Here is a 16,357-nt window from a genome sequence, read left to right as displayed (position 1 = left end):
GGAAGGCTCAGGTACGCCGCCATCCCCGCGAGCGGAGCGAAGCAGTCCGGGACGTGCCACGCTCACTGCGGTCGCGCCGCCCTCGGTCGCTTCGTTGCGCCCGCTACGACGGCGTTTGCCCCTACTCCTGCCGTTCAAAGGCGCCCGCGATGGTGAGGTATAGGTCGTCGCCGATCAGCGGCACGTAGGTCTTCACGCCGAATTCCGAGCGCTTGAGCGTGCCGGTGGCCTCAAAGCCGACCGTGACCCTCTTGCTCAGCGGGTTCACGCCGGCGCCCACCAGGGTGACGTCGAGCGTCACCGGCTTGGTCACGCCGTGAAGCGTGAGGTCGCCCGTCACCTTCGCGCGGTCCTTGCCTTCGGGCGCGACCTTGGTGGACACGAAGGTCATGTCGGGGAACTTCGCCGCGTCGAGCCACTGGTCACTCTTGAGCTCGTCGGTGAGCTTGGCGCTGGTGGTCGCAACCGAGGCCACCGGGATCTTCACCGACAGCTTGGAGGAGGCCGGGTTCTTCGGCTGAAGCTCCAGCGTGCCCGACACGTCCGAGAAGCCGCCGGCATAGTTCGAGAAGCCCATATGGGAGACCCGCCAGCCGACCTGGGTGTGGTTGGGATCGACCGCGTAGGTGCCGGCCTGGATCTGCGCCGGATCGCGGGTCGGCGGTGTCTGGGCCAGAGCCGGGGTGGCGACGAGCAGGGCCAGAAGGCTCGAGGCGAGAATCGACTTCAAGGATGTCTCCCACACAGCAGACGGGCGAGCGCGATTCGGTGCGCCCCGGCAGCCCTGTAGCCCCGTTCACGGCCATGGTTGAGCCTGCTATCCGGAACCGCATGGTTGCGAGATCGGAAACCTTCCGGGGCGGACTCGACGACGTGCGCGCCTTCTGCACCGTAGTCGATCTCGGCACGGTGACGGCCGCCGCCGCGAGCCTGCGGGAGACCAAGGGGAGCGTCAGCCGGCGGATCTCCCGGCTGGAGCGGGCGCTCGGCGCCCGATTGATGGCGCGGACCTCCCGGGCGGTCTCGCCAACCGCCGAGGGGCTCGCCTTCTACGCCAAGGCGCAGGAGAGCCTGACGCTCCTCGACGAGGCGGCCGAGACCGCCCGAGACGCCCGCACGGTGCCGGCCGGGCACCTGCGGATCACGACCTCCATCGATTTCGGGATTGAGGTGATGCCCGAGATCGTCGCAAGCTTCCGCGCCGCCTATCCGCAGATCACCGTCGAGATGCTGAACACGGATGCACGCCTCGACCTTGCGGCCAACCGGATCGACCTCGCCCTGCGGCTCGGCGGCGCGGAGGAGACCGGCTACCGCGCGCCCGTCCTGGCGACCCTGACGGTCGGCCTCTACGCCGCGCCGGCCTACCTGCTGCGCCGGCCGGCGCCGACGAGCCTGGTGGAGCTCGCCGACCACGACCTGATCCTCGCCCGCGAGCGGTTCGGCGCGGCGACCCTCTCCCTCACCGACGGGCACGGCCGCGCGGAGCCGCTGGCCTTGAGCCCCGCGATCCGGGTCAGCGACTTCGCCACCGCGCACCGGCTGACGCTGGCGGGCGCCGGGATCGGCCATCTCCCGAGTCTCGTCGCCGCCCAGGCGGTCGCGGCGGGCCAGCTCCTGCGTGTGCTCGCCCCCTGGGCCAGCCGGGGCGCCGCCCTGCGCGCCGTGACCTTGGCTGGGCGCGAACTGCCGGCGCGGGTCAAGGTCTTCCGGGAGCATGTGCGCCAGGCGCTCGCGGCCCGCGACCGTGATCCCGAGGATCCGACCCGGGTCGACGTCCTGCCGGGGCCGTGACTGTGCCTCCGGATCGTGACCTGAAGCCGGGCGCAGGAGCCGCTGACGCCTCGTCTGCGCCTCGGACGGGGGAGAACGCGCGGCGATCGAGGCTCGGGCGGGGTGCCCGAAGCCGGCTTCGTCGAGACGTCAGGAACGCCAACCCTTCGGGAATGGCCTCGAAGCAGCACCGCACACGACGGGCCGGACGAAGTCGCTGACCTGACGCGTCAGGCGCTCCGGCGCTGGTTCCGCACGTCCGCCTTCAACCCAGAGCGGTGATCTGCGGCCTGCGGCGCCATCACCTGCTGGTTCCCGGGGGAGGCGTTCTCGCTCCGCCGAGAGGCGAGAACGAGCGCTGCGCACAGGGCCGCGCTCCCCGCTCCGAATGGAGCGGCGAGGACCGAATACAGGCCGAGCCAGGGCCATGCGCTCACGAGGCTGATGACGCCACCGATCAAGGCGGCAAACACCAATACGATCATCGCGCATCCACCCGGACACGACGTCCTTGGCGTCGTGCCGGCACCTCACGCATGCCCACCCCCCTCGTTGCCGTCACAGCGTGAAATTCCTCGCTGCCGTGCTCCGGCGCCTTCCTGTTGGGTGCTCTCGCCGGTGCTTCGGCAACCTTCGCGAGGGTTCCAGCCATGGCGCCCGGCTGCCCGAGGCCGATTCGCCTCGCGATGGCGGCGCGCTCCGCGGCATAGCTTGGAGCAACCATCGGATAATCGGCGCCCAGCCCGAAGCGCTCGCGGTAGGCGCGCGCGTCGAGACCTTTGGCCGCCAGGTGCCGTTTGAGGCTCTTGTAGCGCTTACCGTCGATAAAGCTGACGAGACCATCGTCCTGAATGGAAGCACGGATCTGATCCGGGCTGGGTTGCTCGGAAACGAAGACTGGAACGGCACCGAGAGCCCCGTTTGTCTGGCCGCCGGCGATGCGGGACACGGTCGCATAAACCTCTTGTATGAAATCAGACACTTCGGATTTAGGAACAGGATTGCTCCCGATGTAGGCGATGACGATTTCCCCGGCCAGTTTGACAACGTCAGATATGCCACCTACCGCCACTTGCGTCACGTTTTTGGTACCTATAGTTGCGATTGCTATTTCGATGTAAGGCTGTTGCCCAACAGCATTGGCGGATGCCAAAAATCAACCCAGGTTAGAATGCGGGCATCGCTGGAATCATGGGTTTCAACAAAACGTGATCATGAAAACAGAATCGGCGCCCGCGCCGTGCGGCAGTTTTCACCCGCCGCGCTGCCCGTCGCACCGGGCGATCCTGATCGAGCCTGCCGGGCCGCAGTCGAGGCGCAAGCTTTGGCACCGATAGAATTAAAGCCCGAGCCCGAGCCTTGTATCTACGATTACAGTAAAACTCGAACACGCTAGAAATATCTGGCGCATATATAAGCCCGGTCCGATAAAATTTTATCGTTGGTCGTATGGCCGTATTGAGAGGCTCCGAGCACGATATGGGACAGCGGCATCCCGGACCGCTCGGTGACTGATCCACCTGCCCCGGGACGCATCAGATCTTGCGCGGACGCCAGACATGCCCCTTCGCAGCAGGTGCTTGCGTTGCCTTCTCGTCCTCGGGCCGCTCGCGCTGACCGGCTCCTGCATGGCGTTCGGGAGTGCCTGGGCGACGCTGTCGAGCACGACCCGGATCGTGCTGCAGAAGGGCCGCCACTACATGCCGACCGACCTGTACCTCCGCCGTGGTGACACGATCACGCTGCGCAACGGCGACGAGATCCTCAGCCATCACGCTTTCATCGAGGCGGACCGGTTCTCTTTCGATGCTGGCGATCAGGAGCCCGGCACCGAGACGCGCCTGACCCTGGCCGAGCCGGGCGACTTCGTGATCCAGTGCGGCATTCATCCGAAGATGAAGCTGACCATCCACGTCCAGTAGGACGCGGGTCAGGCCGGGCCGGGTGTCAGCCGTCGCGACCGAAGCCCAGGCCGCGGATGATGTCGCCGATCGGATCGATCTTCGAGGACGCCTCCGGACGAGCCGGTGCGGGCTGAGGGACCGACGCGGAGACCACCGTGCGATCGGCCTGCGCGGTGCGTGCGAGCGGGGCGTGCCGCAGCCGGGCGATCCGGCGCAGGCTGCGCCCGGATCCCCTCGGTCGATGCGCCGCGACGGCCTTCCGGGGCGTTTCGGTCGGGCCCGCCATCTCGTCCGGAAGCCGCAGGGCCGGAGTTGCGCCGGGCGGGACCACGGCAGCCTGTCGCGGGGCCGGAATCGCAGACGGGACCGCGTTCCCGAGGCCGCTGGTCCGCGCGCCCGTCGGGATCGCGCCCGTCGTCTCGGGAGCGCCGCTCCGGGCCGGCGGGTCGGTCCAGGTCACGGGTGCGACCTGTATTGCGGCAGCTGCGGCTGGCCGCGGGCTGCGCGTCTGCATCTCGTAATTGCCCGGATGCAGCATATGCGCGGCCGCAACCAAGCCGAATACGGCAAAAGCACTGGTGGCGAGGGTGGACCGATAGTGTTCCATGGCGGGAAAAACGGACCGCCAAGCTCCTGGTTCCGCTTGACCGGAACATCGGAGGCGCCTCCGTGCTGCCGGAGGCCGAAAAGAAAAAAGGCCACTCCCGAAGGAGCGGCCCGAAGTCTAGGGAGGAAACGCCCAAGAAGGGCAGCGGGATCGCGACGCCATCGCCATCCCGCACTGCACAGATAGGCTGCCGCACTGCGGCATGCAACAGGCGGACAGCTCCGGAGGCATGCATAAGTGGTGTGCTCAGACCGGGGCCGCATGCGTCCACATCATGACCATAAGCTTCAGGCTCCGCCTGACGGGCCATCGTGCCCAATCAGTCGCTCGACCTCGGCCATCGCCACGGCGCGCGCGGCATGCTCGGACGCGTACGGGCGGTACGATCCCCGGACCAGCTTGCCGCGGTCGCGGATCGCCCAGGTGAAGCGGCCCGGGTCATGCCGGCTGGGCCTGACCTCGACCGTGTAGAGATGCCCGCCATTCGCACCCATGGACAGAATGTGCGGGACATCCTCGTGCCGGCATAGGGGGTGCGACCGTGAGCGGCAGCGGCTACCGGGTTGGCCGTGAGCGGCCGGCTCCGAGCCCGGCCTGCGCCGCCGGAGCCTCGGTGCGAGTGGCGAGCCAGACCACGTGCTTGGGACCGCTGCCCCGGCCGCTGGCATGGACGCGCAGTTCGTCGACCGTGAAGCCGGAGCGCTGCAGACGGCTCTTGAACTTCCGGTCCGGCGCCCCCGACCAGACGCCCAGGATGCCCTCCGGCCGGAGCGCCCACCGGGCTCGCTTGAGACCCCAATTGTCGTAGAGCCGGTCGTTCGCCCGGCGCATCAGCCCTTCCGGTCCGTTATCCACGTCGAGCAGGATCGCGTCGTACCGGTCCGGCCCCGCCTGGATCAGGCGGTTCACGTCGGCCGCCTGCAGGTCCACCCGGGGATCGTCCAGGCAGCCCGCGAAGACGTGCGCGAGCGGGCCCCGGGCCCAGGCGATCACGGAGGGCACCAGCTCCGCCACCACCACCCGCGCCTCGGGGCCGAGGTTCTCAAGGGCCGCCCGCAAGGTGAAGCCCATGCCGAGGCCGCCGATCAGGATCCGGGCCCGGGGCCGGTCCTTGAGCCGCGCGCAGGTCAGCGCCGCGAGCGCCACCTCCGAGCCGCTGCGGCGGTTGTTCATCAGCTCGATCGTGTCGGCCAGGATCGCGAATTCGTCGCCGCGCCGCATCAGGCGCAGGTCGGTGCCGCCACCGGGCACGGATCCGGTGTCGAGATGAACCCAGGGTATCACGGAAGCTCCTCGGTTGGCGGTGTGGCGCCCGGCCGGGATTGGCGACGCGGAGGATCGCGGCGAGAGCGGGGCGGCGCACGGGCCCGGCAGTGCGCGCCGCGCAAACCCCCCGCCCGACGCCGCGCCTTGCCGCGACCGATAACGGCGGCGTATCAGCACCTATGGCCAAGCGCATCAAGTCCAGACCGCAGGAGCGGGGCTTCGTCCTGTTCGATATCGTCTTCGCGGACGGCTCCCGGGCCTCGAACCGGCGCGTGCCGGTCGAGATCCTCGGCGGCCTCGACGGCGACGAACCGGCCCGGCAGCTCATCGCCGAGCAAGAGGACGAAATCGCCCGCAAGGCCGGGCGGCCGGGCCGCGAGATCCAGAGCCTGACGCGCTCGCCCATCGTCAAGCCGAAGCCGGTCGCCTGACCGGCCGCGGCCGGGCCGGTCAGGCCGTCTCAGCCAGCCGGCGGGCGACCTCGTCCCGCACCGCCTCGTTCATCTCGGTAAAGCGGGCCTGCGTGCGGGCCCGCAGCCATGGGAAGAGGCCGGGTGCGAGCAGGCCCGAGAAGGTCTCCGCCTGGACGAGGCTGACGCCGGTCCGCGTTTCGGTGATCCGGAAATCGTGGGCGCCGGTGATGAGGTGCGGCATCGGGATGCCGCCATGCCAAGTCAGCCGCCGGCCCGGTTCCCAGCACGTCACCTGCACCCGGACCGTCAGGAACGAGCGGCCGTTCAGGGTCAGCTCCAGGCGCCAGCGCGCGCCCTCGCGCCGCTGGCCCTCCGCCTTGCGGATGAAGGGGTTCCAGGCGGGGTAGGATTCGAGGTCCGTCAGCACGGACCAGACCGTCCCGGCCCGCGCCGGGATCGGGATTTCAGTGCTGCTGATCCTGTTGAACGTCATGTGTCCCCTCCCGGCGGGCCCGGACCCGTTCGGGCCCGCGACGCGCCCCCGGAGAACGCAGGTTGCGGGTGGTACGGTTCAGATCGCACCCTCGACCACCTCGAGCGCCCGGAGGATCGCGAAGCCGATCCGCTCGGCTTCGGCCTCCGCGTCGGCGGTGGCGGGCAGCAGCGCCACGGTCTCGACAACCCGCTCGTCCGCCGGTCCGATGACGACCCGGACCACATCGCCCTCCTGCGCCGAGGGGTCCCGGATCAGGCCGACCCGATGGCCGGCGGCCGCGCCGAAGACGCGCAGCGGCGCCTGGGCTGGATCGGGCGCAAGGACCGGCTCCGAGGACGGCGCGGAGGGACGGGGCACGCCGAAGACGGGGCGGATGATGTTGTCGTCGGACATGCGTGACCCGGTCTCCGTTCGCGTGCGGCGCCGGTGCGGACGGCGCTCAGTCCCGGGCGATCCGGGCGGTGGCCAGCACCGCATCGGCCAGAACCTCCATGCCGGCCCGCGCCCAATCCGGCGTGATGCTCTCGGCCTCGTTGTGGCTGATACCGCCGTGGCACGGGCAGAAGATCAGGGCCGCCGGCACCACGCGGGCGCAGTAGACGGCGTCGTGATAGATCGCCGTCGGCATGCGCGCCCAGGCATGGCCCCGCGCCTCGGCGGCCGCCTGGACCCGGTCCACCAGGACCGGGTCGAACGGCGTCGGCGGCGCGCGCCAGAAGTCATCGACCCGGATCGTGACGCCCCGCTCCGCGGCCAGCGCTTCGGCCCGGGCCCGAATTCGCGCCCGCATGACTTCCAGCTGCTCCGTGTCGCCGTGGCGCGTGTCGAGGCTGAACCACACCCGGCCCGGGGTGATGTTGCGGCTCGCGGGCTCGGCGTTCAGCACGCCCACGGTGGCGCGGCCACGCTCGCCGCCGGCGCCGACCGCGTCCTCGGCAATCCCCTCGAGCGACGCGATCAGCGCCGCGGCCGCCATCATAGCGTCGCGCCGGCCGGCCATGGGACTGCCGGCATGGGCCTCCTCGCCCAGCACGGTGATCTCGTACCAGATCTGCGCCAGCGCCCGGTCGACCACCCCGATGGTGAGGCCCGCATCCTCCAGGCGCTTGCCCTGCTCGATATGCAGCTCGAAATAGGCGCCGATCCCGCGCAGGGCGGCCGGATTCGCCTCGCCCTGCCAGCCGATGCGCCGCAGCTCGTCGCCGAAGACGTGGCCCGAGAGATCCCGGGTGGCCATCACGTCGGCCTCGGGGACGATCCCCATGGCGACGCCGCTGCCACTCATCGGCGGCGCGAAGCGCGCGCCCTCCTCGTTGCACCAGTTGATCAGCAGGAGGGGCGCCTCGGTCTCGATCCCCGACTCGTGCAGGGCACGCATGATCTCGAGCCCGGCGAGCACGCCCAGCGGCCCGTCGAACTTGCCCCCCGTAGGCTGGGTGTCCAGGTGACTGCCGATGGCCACCGGCTTCAGGCTCGGATCGCGCCCCGGGCGGCGAAAGATCATGTTGCCGATCCGATCCACGGTGAGGGTGAGCCCCACCGCCTCGCCCCAGTGCCGGAACAGGGCACGCCCCTCGGCGTCGCGGTCGGTCAGGGTCTGACGATCGTTGCCGCCGTTGGGGAGCGCCCCGATTCGGGCGAGCGCCGTCAGGCTGTCCCAGAGCCGATCCTGCGAGAGCGGGAGGTTGATGCGATCCATGGAAGCCTTTGCCGCCTGCGTACCGGAAGCGGCGAGGTTAGAGCATGATGTGGAGAAGTGAAATCCGGCCTTCCGAAAACATCATGTAATAACAAAGACCTAGAGCGCGCTGCAGCCTCCGTGAAAATGCACCCCGCTTCGGGACGCGATCCGATTCCCCGCTCGGGAATGCACCCACGCCCTCCATCCGGCCACCGCGGCGCAGGCGCGATCCGGCCGCTGAGTTACTCCAAGGCACTGGAATATCCGGCTCTGCGGACGTCATCGAGCGGGCGTCTTCTCGTCCATCCGCCGAGTACATCCCTCTATCCGGCGACACGGCAGCATTCGGGAACCGCCCGCATCTCGAAAGAGGCTCTCCCTGAACTTTCCAGATCGCGAACTGATCTGCCCGAGCCCGCGACAACATGTCAGAGACCTCGGGGAAGCCGCCGCGCGGCTGACATCTGGACATTGGCCGCGCGGGCTGCCTCTCTCCGGATCATTCGTCCGTCACCGTACAATCATCCGTTGCGGCCGTTTAGGGGGGTCGATGAATCTGGTTACCACGGCATCCGCGGCCTTGCAGGCCGCGGGCTTCGTCGGCACCTGGGATACGGATGTGCCCGCCGGCCGATCCGTCCTCGACGCGGGTGCGGCGTCCCTGCTCGCGGGAAATCCGCGCCTTGCCGGCACGCCCCTCGCCCTCGACGACGCCCTGGGGGGTGTCCATCCGGAGGATCGGGACTGGGTGTTCGGAAAGATCCGACGCATCCGGCAGACGGGCGGCCGGGTCTCGATGGAATTCCGCATCGTGACCGGGACGGGAGAAACCCGGTGGATCCTGAATCGCGGCTGCCTGATGCCCGACGCACTGGGCCGGCTGCGCGGGCGCGGCGTCTATATCGACATCACCGATCTCCACACCCGCCCGGCGGCACTCCCGAACGGCGCCGCCGCGCAGGCGGATCCTCTGGATGCCGCGGCCGACTATTGCATCGCGGCCCATGGGGCCCTCGAGCGCCACGGCGACACGCATCTGCGGATGGTCTCCGGCATGCTGCTTCTCGGGGTCGGCCGCGCACTTGCCCGGCGCGCCCCCTGAGAGCGGCCGGCCGGGTCAGGTCCGCCAGGGATGGGCGGGCAGCTCCGTGCGGCCGATGGCCTTGGCGCCGGCCTCCGCGACGGCGTGGTCGTTCTCGACCGTCGAGCCGCTGACGCCGATCGCCCCGGACATCACGCCGTCGGCATCGACGATCGGGATCCCGCCCGGAAAGGTGATCAGACCGTCATTCGAGTGCTCGATCCCGTAGAGGGGGCCGCCGGGCTGGGACAGTTGGCCGATCTGGCCGGTCATCATCCCGAAGAACACCGACGTCTTGGCCTTCTTCTGGGCGATGTCGATGGACCCGACCCAGGCATCGTCCATGCGGTGGAAGGCCTTGAGATTGCCGCCGGAATCGACCACCGCAATGCACATCTGGGTGCCGAGCTCAGTCGCCTTCGCCCGGGCCGCGGCGATCGCCTTCTCGGCCTGCTCGATCGTGACGTGCATGATACTCCCCTGACTCGTGTTGGCCGGAAAAGCGTAAGACGCGCGGACGGTTCCGGTAAAGGGTCAGGGGGCCTGCTCTCGGGCGGCGCGGATCCGCTCGAGGAGATCGGCCGCCAGGGCCGCGCAGGCAGCCGCGTCGGGACAGGGCCGCTTCCAGACCACGCGGTCCTCGCGCAGGACGAGCCCGCCCTCCACGGCCATGGCGGGGAGCGGCCGGTCGGGCCTGAGGTCGGCCGCCACGCCCTGCGGACCGCCCCGGAGCCGCGCCACGCTCAGCTCGCAGCAGGCGGCGCGCAGCCGCGCGAGGTCGAACAGGGCGAGCACCGGGTCCGGCGCCGCGCCGAACCGATCCTCTACCTCGCCGGCCAGCGCCTCGATCGCCTCGGCCTCGCGCAGGCGCAGCAGCCGCGTGTACAGGCTCAGGCGGATCTCGGGCTCCGGGACGTAATCCTCGGGGATCCGGCTCGGCAGGCCGAGCTCGATCTCCGGGCTCCAATCCTCGGCCAGCTCCCCCTTGGCGGCGGTGAGCGCCAGCTGCAGCAGGTGCTGGTAGAGGCCGAGCCCGACGAGCTTGGCGTGGCCGGCTTGGTCCTCGCCGACCAGATCGCCGGCGCCGCGCAGGTCGAGGTCGCGGGCGCTCACCGCGAAGCCGGCGCCGAGACGGTCGAGGGCCTCCAGGGCGCGCAGGCGCTGCAGGGCTGCCGCGGGCGGCGGCGCGGCCGGGTCACCGAGCAGGTGGACGGTGCCGCGGCGCTGACCGCGGCCGACCCGCCCGCGCAGCTGATGGAGCTGCGCCAGCCCGAACCGGGCGGCGTCCCAGACCAGCATGGTGTTGGCCCGGGGCACGTCGAGCCCGCTCTCGACGATGGCGGTGGCGAGCAGGATGTCGCCGTCGCCCTCCGCGAAGCGGACCATGATCTCGTCCATGGCGGAGGGCCTCAGATCCCCGTGCGCCACCAGGATCGAGAGGCCCGGCACCAGGGCGCGCAGGCGCTCGGCCATCGGGGCGATATCCTCGATGCGCGGGCAGACGACGAAGCTCTGGCCGCCGCGGCGGTGCTCGCGGATCAGCGCCTCGCGGACCGCCTCGGCGTCGAAGGGCGCCACCACGGTCCGGACGGGCTGGCGGAGCGCCGGGGGCGTGGCGAGCACGCTGAGGCTCTGGAGGCCGACGAGCGCCGCCTGGAGCGTGCGGGGGATCGGCGTCGCGGTGAGCGTCAGCACATGCCCGGCCCCGGCGAGGCGGCGCAGATCCGCCTTCATCTTGGCGCCGAAGCGCTGCTCCTCGTCGATCACCGTCAGGGCGAGATCGGAAAAGCGCACGCCGCTGCCGGCGAGGGCGTGGGTGCCGACCACCAGCCGGATCGAGCCGTCGGCCAGCCCTGCCTTGACGCGCTTGGCCTCGGCCGGCGCCACGAGACGCGAGAGCTGCGCGACCTCGATGCCGAAACGGCCGAAGCGGCGGCGCAGGGTCTCGGCGTGCTGGCGCGCCAGGACGGTGGTCGGGGCGATCAGCGCCGCCTGTTTCCCTGAGAGGATCGCGGCCGCCAGAGCGTGCAGAGCCACCTCGGTCTTGCCGAATCCGACGTCGCCGCAGACGAGCCGGTCCATCGGCCGGCCTGAGGCGAGATCGGCCATCAGCGCGTCGACCGCGGCGGCCTGATCGGGGGTCGGCGCGAAGCCGAAGCCGGCGGCGAACCGCTCCATGTCGCGGCCGGGAGGGTCCAGGACCGGTGCCTCGGTCTCCCGGCGGGCGCGGGCGGCCTCCAGCATGAGCCGGGCGGTCCGCGCCATGGTCGCCTCGGCCTCCAGGCGGCGCCGGGGCCAGGTGCCGCCGTCGAGCTTGTCCAGGGTGACGGCGTCCGGCTCCGGGCCGTAGCGCCAGATCCGGTCCGCCTGGGCCACCGGCACCATCAGGATCGCGTCGCTGGCAAAGCGCAGGCGCAGGGCCTCGGAGGACTCGCCACCCTGAGTGGCGACGGGCTCCAGCCCCTCGAACACGCACAGGCCGTGATCGCGGTCGACGGCGACGTCGCCGGGGCGCAGGTCGACCTCGCCCATCGGCAGGATCGCCCGCACGCCGCCCGTGACCGCGGCGTCCGGCCCGAACAGGTCCGCAGCGGCGATCACGGTGGCGCCCTGGGCGGGCACCCGGAAGCCGGCCCCGAGGGGCGCCTCCAGGGCGAGGACGTCGCCCGGCGCCGCCGCGGCCACGTCGGACCATGCGTCGATGAGCCGGATCGGACGGTCGGCGATTTTGCCAGCCTGGCGCACGAGGCGCCCGAGCGGCCGGCGCGTGCCCGCGAGGACGACGATGTCGCCGGCCTTCAGCCGCTCGCGCATCGTCTTGGCGAACGCCGTGCCCGGCCGGCGCTCCCGGGCGAAGGCCGGAAGCGCGAGCGATTCCCCGGCCGCCTCCGTGGCGGTGATCCGGCCATGCGCCGCCACGAGGTCCCGCCAAGCCTTGGGCGTCAGATAGAGGCCCGCGCCGGCCTTCCTGCGCCCGTCGCGGGCATCGAGCCGCGCCCGGGCCTCGTCCATCTGCTCGAAGAAGGCGTCGATCCGGGTCTGCGTGCCGTCCTCGACCACGAGGCGCGCTCCGGGCACGTAGTCGAGGAGGGTGACGAGGCGCGGGTAGTAGCGATCGAGACGATGCTCCTGGCCCGTGAAGGGCTCGATGGTCTGGCCGGATCCGGGCTCCAGGACGATCTCGGTGGCCGGGTCGATCAGCAGCTCATCCGCCTCCGCCACCGAGCGCTGCGAGATCGGGTCGTAGGAGCGGATCGCCGTGACGCGGCCCTCCGCGTGCTCGATCCGGCAGGGGCGCGGCGCCGCGGCGGGAAACACCTCCACGGTGCGCCCGCGGACGGCGATCTCGCCGGGCTCGTCGACCCGCTCATCGAGGATGTAGCCGAGGCGCTTGAGGTCGGCCGTCGCCGCCGCGACGTCGAGCGGGTCCCCGACCCGGAGGGTCACGCGGGCGGTGGCCCAGGTCTCGGGCGGCGGCACGCGCTGGACGAGGGCCGGGGCCGTGGTCAGCACGAAGTCCGGCAGCGCGTCCCGGTCGGTCAGCCAGCGCATCACGGCGGCCCGGGCGCCCATCGTGGCCCGCGACGGCGAAGCGTGGTCGAAGGGCAGGCAATCCCATTCCGGATAGATCGCCACGCGGGTCTCGGGATCGAGCGCCCGCAGGGTCGCGGCGAGGTCCTCCAGGCGGCGGGCGTCCCGGGCGACGTGGATGAGGGGCGCGGGGCCCGCCGCCAGATCGAGGAGGGCCACGGCCAGGGCCCCCGTGGGCATCAGCGGCGCGTCCTCAAGTCCCTGTTGCGCGCCCGCCTTCGTCCTGCGCTTGGCCATGCCTGATCCGAACCCGTCTTCCCTGTGCCGCAAACGCGGCATGCGCCCGCAGGGCTCCCGTCCGCGGCGATCCGATCCACAGCACGCGCGGGCTTCGCCGGCCGGGCTCTCGGATCGCGTCCGTCGCTGGACACGAAATCGTTATCGGGCTCGCGCGCCCCTCGGTCGTCCCGTGTCGCTGCGTCCCCAGCGTCGCGCCAATAGTACAATTTGGAATTGTATTGTGTGGGTACAGTGATAGTCGCGGCAACCTATCGGTCCTCTGAAAGATCCGGCCGCCGCGGAATCCGGCCCGGTCGTTCAAGAGCTTACCGTCCCGGGAACCGCCGGTTCGCCACGCGGCCAGAGCTGCGTTGCATGGACTCACTTGGGAGGGTCAGAGGGGTGGGATATGACGCTCCGGTGTCGCGGAACGAGACCATGTCCTGCCCGTCGGGTTTCGAGCCCCACAACCCTCAGCGGTTGGCCGCTCTGCGCGCCTATTCCATCCTCGATACACCACCGGAGCGCGAGTTCGACGAGATCGCCGAGATAGCCGCCCAGGCCTGCGGCACGCCGATGGCCCATATCAACTTCATCGACGCCGACCGGCAGTGGATCAAGGCCGCGGTGGGGCACGCGGCGCGGGAGATGCCGCTCCATCTCGGATTCTGCACCGAGGCCATGCGCGAGGACGGCGTCCTCGTGCTTCCGGATCTGATGGCGGTTCCGGACTGCGCCGCCAACGCGCTCGTCACCGGCGAGCCGCATCTGCGCTTCTACGCGGGCGTGCCGCTGGTGACGCCCGACGGCTGGGCCATCGGGACCCTGTGCGTCCTCGACCGCGAGCCGCGCACGCTCACCGACCAGCAGCTCTTCATCCTCAAGGCTCTGGCCCGGACGGTGATGACGCAGTTGGAGACCCGCTGCGCCGAAGCCGCCCTGCGCCGGCACGAGGAGCGGTACCGCTCACTGTTCGAGTTCATCGATGCCGGCTTCTGCCTCGTCGAGGTGCAGTTCGGGGAAGGCGACCGTGCGGTCGACTACCGCTTCCTGGAGGTCAATCCGGCCTTCGAGCGGCAGACCGGCCTGAAGGACGTGGTGGGTCGATGGATGCGGGACCTCGCGCCCGACCACGAGCAGCACTGGTTCGACCTGTTCGGCCGGGTCGCGCTGACCGGGGAGCCGGTCCGTTTCGAGCGTCCGGCCGAGGCCCTCGGCCGCTGGTACGACGTCCACGCCTACCGCGTCGACGGGCCGGCCCGGAACCACGTGGCAATCCTGCTCAACGACATCACGGAGCGCCGCCGGGGCGAGCTGGAGCTCCGGGCTCGGGAGGCGGAGCTTCGGCTGGTGGCGGACGCCATGCCGGTGCTGATCGCCTTCATCGACAGCACGCTGACCTACCAGTTCGCCAACGCGGCCTACGAGACCTGGACGGGCCAGCCGGCCGCCGAGGTCGTCGGGCGGACCGTGTGCGAGCTTCTCGGCGCCGAGGCCTTCGAGGCCCGGCGCCCCGCCATCGAGCAGGCCCTGGCCGGGCACGAGGTCCGGCACGAATGGATTTGGACCTTCCCGAATCGCGAGATCCGGGTCGCCGATACGCGCTATCTCCCGCGCCGCGGGGCGGACGGACGGGTCGACGGGTTCTATGTCTTCGCGCACGACGTCTCCGAGCGGAAGCGCTTCGAGGACCTGCTCCAGTCGCGGGCAGAGAGCCTGGAGGCGCAGGTCGCCGCGCAGACCCGCGACCGCGACCGCGTCTGGACGCTGTCGCCGGTGCTGAAGCTCGTCTCGAACCGGACCGGACAGGTCCAATCGGTGAATCCGTCTTGGAGCCGGGCGCTCGGCTGGTCCGAGGAGGAGACGCTGGGCCGGACCGCCCTGGACTTCGTAGTGGCCTCCGAGCGCGAGGCGGCGAAAGCGGCGCTGCAGCCGCTCTGCGAGGACCGCCGGGTCGAGGATGTCGAGCTCTCCTGCGTGACTCGCGCCGGCGATCGGCGGCGCGTGCTCTGGACAGTCGTCCCGGAGGATGGGCTGTTCTACGGCTTCGGGCGGGACATCACCGAGCAGCGCCAGGCCGAGGAGGCGCTGCGGCAATCGCAGAAGCTCGAGGCCATCGGCCAGCTCACCGGCGGCGTGGCGCACGATTTCAACAACCTGCTGACCATCATCCGATCCTCCGTCGAGTTCCTGCGCCGGTCCGACCTCGCCGAGGAGCGCAGGCGGCGCTACCTCGACGCGGTCTCCGACACCGTCGATCGCGCCGCCAAGCTCACCGGCCAGCTCCTCGCCTTCGCCCGGCGGCAGGCGCTCAAGCCCCATGTTTTCGACATCTGCGCGCGCCTGCGCAGCATCGCCGACATGCTCGATTCGGTGACCGGCGCGCGCATTCGCGTCCTCATCGACCTGCCGGAGGCGCCCCGCTTCGTCCGTGCGGACGAGAGCCAGTTCGAGACGGCGCTGATCAACATGGCGGTCAACGCCCGCGACGCCATGGACGGGGAAGGCAGCCTGACCCTGCGCCTCGAGGGTGACCGCCCGATGCCCCCGATTCGCGGGCATGCCGGCGCACCGGGACCGTTCGTGGCGGTGCGGGTCTGCGATACGGGCGCCGGCATCCCGGCCCCGGATCTGGGGCGGATCTTCGAGCCGTTCTTCACCACCAAGGAGATCGGCAAGGGGACCGGGCTGGGCCTGAGTCAGGTCATCGGCTTCGCCAAGCAATCGGGCGGCGACATCGACGTGGCGAGCGTGGTCGGCGGCGGCACCACCTTCACCCTCTACCTGCCGCAGGTCGAGGCGCCGTCCGAGGCGGCCGATGCCGGCCGCGACGACCGGCGGGAGACGGAGCTGCAGCGGGGCCTGTGCATCCTCGTGGTGGAGGACAATCTCGGCGTCGGGCGCTTCTGCACCCAGATCCTGGAGGATCTCGGCCACGCCCCGGTCTGGACGAAATCCGCCGAGGAGGCGCTGGTCGAACTCGGCAGGACGCCGAACCGCTTCGACGTGGTCTTCTCCGACGTGGTGATGCCGGGCATGGGCGGCTTCGCCCTCGCCCGCCAGCTGGAGGTCAGCCGCCCGGACCTGCCCGTGGTGCTGACCTCGGGCTACAGCCACGTGCTGGCCAAGGACGACGCGCACGGTTTCGCGCTCGTGCGCAAACCCTACTCCGCCGAGCAGCTCGCTCAGGTCCTCTACGAGGCGACGAAGCGGCGGAGCCCGGCGAGGCCGATGGCGGCCCGCTCCGCGGCGGAAGGATCCACGCGGGATTAACAGTCTTCCGCCAAAGGCTCGACACTCTAACCTAGACTGTTCCCGTCCTTAGC

16 protein-coding genes are annotated in these 16,357 nt (G+C 70.6%); 5 read left to right on the top strand and 11 right to left on the bottom strand.

Going from position 1 to position 16,357, the window contains the following annotated elements; all coding sequences use genetic code 11:
- Positions 1 to 121 precede the first annotated feature (121 nt).
- On the bottom strand, positions 122 to 730 hold the full coding sequence (locus ACYCO6_RS32330) for a YceI family protein (protein WP_459767077.1): 609 nt from the start codon (positions 728 to 730) through the stop codon (positions 122 to 124).
- 101 nt (positions 731 to 831) lie between these two features.
- Between ACYCO6_RS32330 and ACYCO6_RS32325 the strand changes: the two genes are divergently transcribed.
- Positions 832 to 1,794 (top strand): LysR family transcriptional regulator, encoded by a 963-nt coding sequence (locus ACYCO6_RS32325; protein WP_459767075.1) that lies wholly within the window; start codon positions 832 to 834, stop codon positions 1,792 to 1,794.
- A 209-nt stretch (positions 1,795 to 2,003) separates the two neighbouring features.
- On the opposite strand, the gene ACYCO6_RS32320 is transcribed toward ACYCO6_RS32325, so the two are convergent.
- Both ACYCO6_RS32320 and ACYCO6_RS32315 read right to left on the bottom strand, forming a co-directional pair.
- Positions 2,004 to 2,258 (bottom strand): hypothetical protein, encoded by a 255-nt coding sequence (locus ACYCO6_RS32320; protein WP_459767073.1) that lies wholly within the window; start codon positions 2,256 to 2,258, stop codon positions 2,004 to 2,006.
- Complete coding sequence (locus ACYCO6_RS32315) at positions 2,255 to 2,854, bottom strand: Ros/MucR family transcriptional regulator (RefSeq protein ID WP_459767071.1); 600 nt, start codon at positions 2,852 to 2,854, stop codon at positions 2,255 to 2,257. Before ACYCO6_RS32315 ends, ACYCO6_RS32320 begins: the two co-directional genes overlap by 4 nt.
- Positions 2,855 to 3,353: 499 nt before the next feature.
- Between ACYCO6_RS32315 and ACYCO6_RS32310 the strand changes: the two genes are divergently transcribed.
- Positions 3,354 to 3,695, top strand: coding sequence for a cupredoxin domain-containing protein (locus tag ACYCO6_RS32310; RefSeq protein WP_459767069.1), 342 nt, complete (start codon positions 3,354 to 3,356; stop codon positions 3,693 to 3,695).
- Positions 3,696 to 3,720: 25 nt separating this feature from the next.
- Here the strand turns inward: ACYCO6_RS32310 and ACYCO6_RS32305 are convergent, their stop codons facing one another.
- The 3 genes from ACYCO6_RS32305 to ACYCO6_RS32295 all read right to left on the bottom strand — a co-directional run bounded on the left by ACYCO6_RS32305 (position 3,721) and on the right by ACYCO6_RS32295 (position 5,568).
- Positions 3,721 to 4,284 (bottom strand): hypothetical protein, encoded by a 564-nt coding sequence (locus ACYCO6_RS32305; protein ID WP_459767067.1) that lies wholly within the window; start codon positions 4,282 to 4,284, stop codon positions 3,721 to 3,723.
- Positions 4,285 to 4,571: 287 nt separating this feature from the next.
- Positions 4,572 to 4,778, bottom strand: a complete 207-nt coding sequence (locus ACYCO6_RS32300) for a hypothetical protein (protein ID WP_459767065.1) — start codon at positions 4,776 to 4,778, stop codon at positions 4,572 to 4,574.
- A 61-nt stretch (positions 4,779 to 4,839) separates the two neighbouring features.
- On the bottom strand, positions 4,840 to 5,568 hold the full coding sequence (locus tag ACYCO6_RS32295; protein ID WP_459767062.1) for a polyamine aminopropyltransferase: 729 nt from the start codon (positions 5,566 to 5,568) through the stop codon (positions 4,840 to 4,842).
- A 161-nt stretch (positions 5,569 to 5,729) separates the two neighbouring features.
- Here ACYCO6_RS32295 and ACYCO6_RS32290 point away from each other — a divergent pair, with 161 nt between their 5' ends.
- Entirely contained in the window at positions 5,730 to 5,981 is a 252-nt protein-coding gene (locus ACYCO6_RS32290; protein WP_459767060.1) for a hypothetical protein, read from the top strand.
- 19 nt (positions 5,982 to 6,000) lie between these two features.
- On the opposite strand, the gene ACYCO6_RS32285 is transcribed toward ACYCO6_RS32290, so the two are convergent.
- From ACYCO6_RS32285 to ACYCO6_RS32275, 3 genes are all read right to left on the bottom strand, one after another.
- A complete protein-coding gene (locus ACYCO6_RS32285) occupies positions 6,001 to 6,456 on the bottom strand; it encodes an SRPBCC family protein (protein WP_459767057.1) in 456 nt (151 codons plus the stop codon).
- Between the two features lie 78 nt (positions 6,457 to 6,534).
- Positions 6,535 to 6,852, bottom strand: coding sequence for a hypothetical protein (locus tag ACYCO6_RS32280; RefSeq protein ID WP_459767054.1), 318 nt, complete (start codon positions 6,850 to 6,852; stop codon positions 6,535 to 6,537).
- A 46-nt stretch (positions 6,853 to 6,898) separates the two neighbouring features.
- Complete coding sequence (locus ACYCO6_RS32275; protein WP_459767050.1) at positions 6,899 to 8,158, bottom strand: allantoate amidohydrolase; 1,260 nt, start codon at positions 8,156 to 8,158, stop codon at positions 6,899 to 6,901.
- Positions 8,159 to 8,690: 532 nt separating this feature from the next.
- On the opposite strand from ACYCO6_RS32275, the gene ACYCO6_RS32270 reads away from it, so the two are divergent.
- A complete protein-coding gene (locus tag ACYCO6_RS32270) occupies positions 8,691 to 9,242 on the top strand; it encodes a PAS domain-containing protein (protein ID WP_459767047.1) in 552 nt (183 codons plus the stop codon).
- 15 nt (positions 9,243 to 9,257) lie between these two features.
- On the opposite strand, the gene ACYCO6_RS32265 is transcribed toward ACYCO6_RS32270, so the two are convergent.
- Complete coding sequence (locus ACYCO6_RS32265; RefSeq protein WP_459767044.1) at positions 9,258 to 9,692, bottom strand: GlcG/HbpS family heme-binding protein; 435 nt, start codon at positions 9,690 to 9,692, stop codon at positions 9,258 to 9,260.
- A 63-nt stretch (positions 9,693 to 9,755) separates the two neighbouring features.
- Positions 9,756 to 13,049, bottom strand: coding sequence for a DEAD/DEAH box helicase (locus tag ACYCO6_RS32260; RefSeq protein WP_459767042.1), 3,294 nt, complete (start codon positions 13,047 to 13,049; stop codon positions 9,756 to 9,758).
- A gap of 420 nt (positions 13,050 to 13,469) precedes the next feature.
- Here ACYCO6_RS32260 and ACYCO6_RS32255 point away from each other — a divergent pair, with 420 nt between their 5' ends.
- On the top strand, positions 13,470 to 16,304 hold the full coding sequence (locus tag ACYCO6_RS32255; RefSeq protein ID WP_459773819.1) for a PAS domain-containing protein: 2,835 nt from the start codon (positions 13,470 to 13,472) through the stop codon (positions 16,302 to 16,304).
- Positions 16,305 to 16,357 lie beyond the last annotated feature (53 nt).

The sequence above is a fragment of the Methylobacterium sp. CM6257 genome (assembly GCF_054611515.1).
Note: the sequence above shows the minus strand (reverse complement) of the source record. Positions and strands in the feature narration are given on the sequence as shown.

Bases quoted from the DNA above. Each gene is read 5' to 3' on its own strand.
- ACYCO6_RS32325 (WP_459767075.1), top strand. From the start codon at position 832: ATGGTTGCGAGATCGGAAACCTTCCGGGGCGGACTCGACGACGTGCGC.
- ACYCO6_RS32320 (WP_459767073.1), bottom strand. From the start codon at position 2,258: ATGATCGTATTGGTGTTTGCCGCCTTGATCGGTGGCGTCATCAGCCTC.
- ACYCO6_RS32305 (WP_459767067.1), bottom strand. From the start codon at position 4,284: ATGGAACACTATCGGTCCACCCTCGCCACCAGTGCTTTTGCCGTATTC.
- ACYCO6_RS32300 (WP_459767065.1), bottom strand. From the start codon at position 4,778: ATGGGTGCGAATGGCGGGCATCTCTACACGGTCGAGGTCAGGCCCAGC.
- ACYCO6_RS32290 (WP_459767060.1), top strand. From the start codon at position 5,730: ATGGCCAAGCGCATCAAGTCCAGACCGCAGGAGCGGGGCTTCGTCCTG.
- ACYCO6_RS32285 (WP_459767057.1), bottom strand. From the start codon at position 6,456: ATGACGTTCAACAGGATCAGCAGCACTGAAATCCCGATCCCGGCGCGG.
- ACYCO6_RS32280 (WP_459767054.1), bottom strand. From the start codon at position 6,852: ATGTCCGACGACAACATCATCCGCCCCGTCTTCGGCGTGCCCCGTCCC.
- ACYCO6_RS32275 (WP_459767050.1), bottom strand. From the start codon at position 8,158: ATGGATCGCATCAACCTCCCGCTCTCGCAGGATCGGCTCTGGGACAGC.
- ACYCO6_RS32270 (WP_459767047.1), top strand. From the start codon at position 8,691: ATGAATCTGGTTACCACGGCATCCGCGGCCTTGCAGGCCGCGGGCTTC.
- ACYCO6_RS32265 (WP_459767044.1), bottom strand. From the start codon at position 9,692: ATGCACGTCACGATCGAGCAGGCCGAGAAGGCGATCGCCGCGGCCCGG.
- ACYCO6_RS32260 (WP_459767042.1), bottom strand. From the start codon at position 13,049: ATGGCCAAGCGCAGGACGAAGGCGGGCGCGCAACAGGGACTTGAGGAC.
- ACYCO6_RS32255 (WP_459773819.1), top strand. From the start codon at position 13,470: ATGTCCTGCCCGTCGGGTTTCGAGCCCCACAACCCTCAGCGGTTGGCC.